The 2,533-nt window shown below is 56.7% G+C and carries 1 rRNA gene (only partly in view); it reads left to right on the forward strand.

The annotated features are described in order from the left end of the window. A 23S ribosomal RNA gene (locus DQ392_RS33915) occupies positions 1-2,493 on the forward strand (it extends 634 nt beyond the left edge of the window). The last annotated feature ends 40 nt before the right edge of the window (positions 2,494-2,533 follow it).

The following is a 2,533-nucleotide window of genomic DNA, read 5'->3' on the forward strand; positions in this document are numbered from 1 at the left end:
ACATGCTTGCATGTGGTGTCGTGACTGCGTGCCTTTTGAAGAATGAGCCTGCGAGTTTGCGGCATGTTGCGAGGTTAACCCGTGTGGGGGAGCCGTAGCGAAAGCGAGTCCGAAGAGGGCGTGGAGTAGCGTGTTCAAGACCCGAAGCGGAGTGATCTAGCCATGGGCAGGGTGAAGCGGAGGTAAGACTTCGTGGAGGCCCGAACCCACCAGGGTTGAAAACCTGGGGGATGACCTGTGGTTAGGGGTGAAAGGCCAATCAAACTCCGTGATAGCTGGTTCTCCCCGAAATGCATTTAGGTGCAGCGTCGTGTGTTTCTTGCCGGAGGTAGAGCACTGGATAGGCGATGGGCCTTACCGGGTTACTGACCTTAGCCAAACTCCGAATGCCGGTAAGTGAGAGCGCGGCAGTGAGACTGTGGGGGATAAGCTCCATGGTCGAGAGGGAAACAGCCCAGAGCATCGACTAAGGCCCCTAAGCGTGTGCTAAGTGGGAAAGGATGTGGAGTCGCAGAGACAACCAGGAGGTTGGCTTAGAAGCAGCCATCCTTGAAAGAGTGCGTAATAGCTCACTGGTCAAGTGATTCTGCGCCGACAATGTAGCGGGGCTCAAGTACACCGCCGAAGTCGTGTCACTCCAACATGAGGGCTAACGCCTGTTGGGGTGGGTAGGGGAGCGTCGTGTGCCGGGTGAAGCAGCCGTGGAAGCGAGTTGTGGATGGTTCACGAGTGAGAATGCAGGCATGAGTAGCGATACATGCGTGAGAAACGTGTGCGCCGATTGACTAAGGGTTCCTGGGTCAAGCTGATCTGCCCAGGGTAAGTCGGGACCTAAGGCGAGGCCGACAGGCGTAGTCGATGGAGAACCGGTTGATATTCCGGTACCCGCTATGCAGCGATCAACATCGAATCAGGTGATGCTAAGTCCGTGAAACCGCCCGTGCCGGCTTTGCCGGTTGTGGGAGTGGTGGAGCCGACGGTCCAAGTCTGTAGTAGGTGAGTGATGGGGTGACGCAGTGAGGTAGTCCATCCCGGGCGGTGGTTGTCCCGGGGTAAGGGTGTAGCCCGAGGAGTAGGTAAATCCGTTCCTCGTTACAGGGGTGAGACCTGATGCCGAGCCGTTTGTGGTGAAGTGGATGATCCTGTGCTGTCGAGAAAAGCCTCTAGCGAGGTGTGTGGCGGCCCGTACCCTAAACCGACTCAGGTGGTCTGGTAGAGAATACCGAGGCGTTCGGGTGAACTATGGTTAAGGAACTCGGCAAAATGCCCCCGTAACTTCGGGAGAAGGGGGGCCATTTCTGGTGATCCAACATGCTTGGTGAGCTGGGGGTGGCCGCAGAGACCAGCGAGAAGCGACTGTTTACTAAAAACACAGGTCCGTGCGAAGCCGTAAGGCGAGGTATACGGACTGACGCCTGCCCGGTGCTGGAACGTTAAGGGGACCGGTTAGTCACATTTCGGTGTGGTGAAGCTGAGAACTTAAGCGCCAGTAAACGGCGGTGGTAACTATAACCATCCTAAGGTAGCGAAATTCCTTGTCGGGTAAGTTCCGACCTGCACGAATGGCGTAACGACTTCTTGACTGTCTCAACCATAGACCCGGTGAAATTGCACTACGAGTAAAGATGCTCGTTTCGCGCAGCAGGACGGAAAGACCCCGGGACCTTTACTATAGCTTGATATTGGTGTTCGGTTCGGCTTGTGTAGGATAGGTGGGAGACTGTGATGCGGGCACGCCAGTGTTCGTGGAGTCGTTGTTGAAATACCACTCTGGTCGTGCTGGATGTCTAACCTGGGTCCGTGATCCGGATCGGGGACAGTGTCTGGTGGGTAGTTTAACTGGGGCGGTTGCCTCCTAAATGGTAACGGAGGCGCCCAAAGGTTCCCTCAGCCTGGTTGGTCATCAGGTGGTGAGTGTAAGTGCACAAGGGAGCTTGACTGTGAGACTGACGGGTCGAGCAGGGACGAAAGTCGGGACTAGTGATCCGGCGGTGGCTTGTGGAAGCGCCGTCGCTCAACGGATAAAAGGTACCCCGGGGATAACAGGCTGATCTTCCCCAAGAGTCCATATCGACGGGATGGTTTGGCACCTCGATGTCGGCTCGTCGCATCCTGGGGCTGGAGTCGGTCCCAAGGGTTGGGCTGTTCGCCCATTAAAGCGGTACGCGAGCTGGGTTTAGAACGTCGTGAGACAGTTCGGTCCCTATCCGCTGCGCGCGTTGGAGTCTTGAGAAGGGCTGTCCCTAGTACGAGAGGACCGGGACGGACGGACCTCTGGTGTGCCAGTTGTTCTGCCAAGGGCATGGCTGGTTGGCTACGTTCGGGAAGGATAACCGCTGAAAGCATCTAAGCGGGAAGCCTGCTTCGAGATGAGGACTCCTGCCTCCTTTGAGAGGGTAAGGCTCCCTGGAGATGACGGGGTTGATAGGCCGGATCTGGAAGCCCAGTAATGGGTGGAGGTGACCGGTACTAATAGGCCGAGGGCTTGTCCATAGAGGCTCGCGTCCACTGTGTGGGTTCTGAGACAACAACC

This window comes from Streptomyces reniochalinae, from assembly GCF_003323735.1.
In the GTDB taxonomy this organism is placed as follows: Bacteria; Actinomycetota; Actinomycetes; order Streptomycetales; family Streptomycetaceae; genus Streptomyces; species Streptomyces reniochalinae.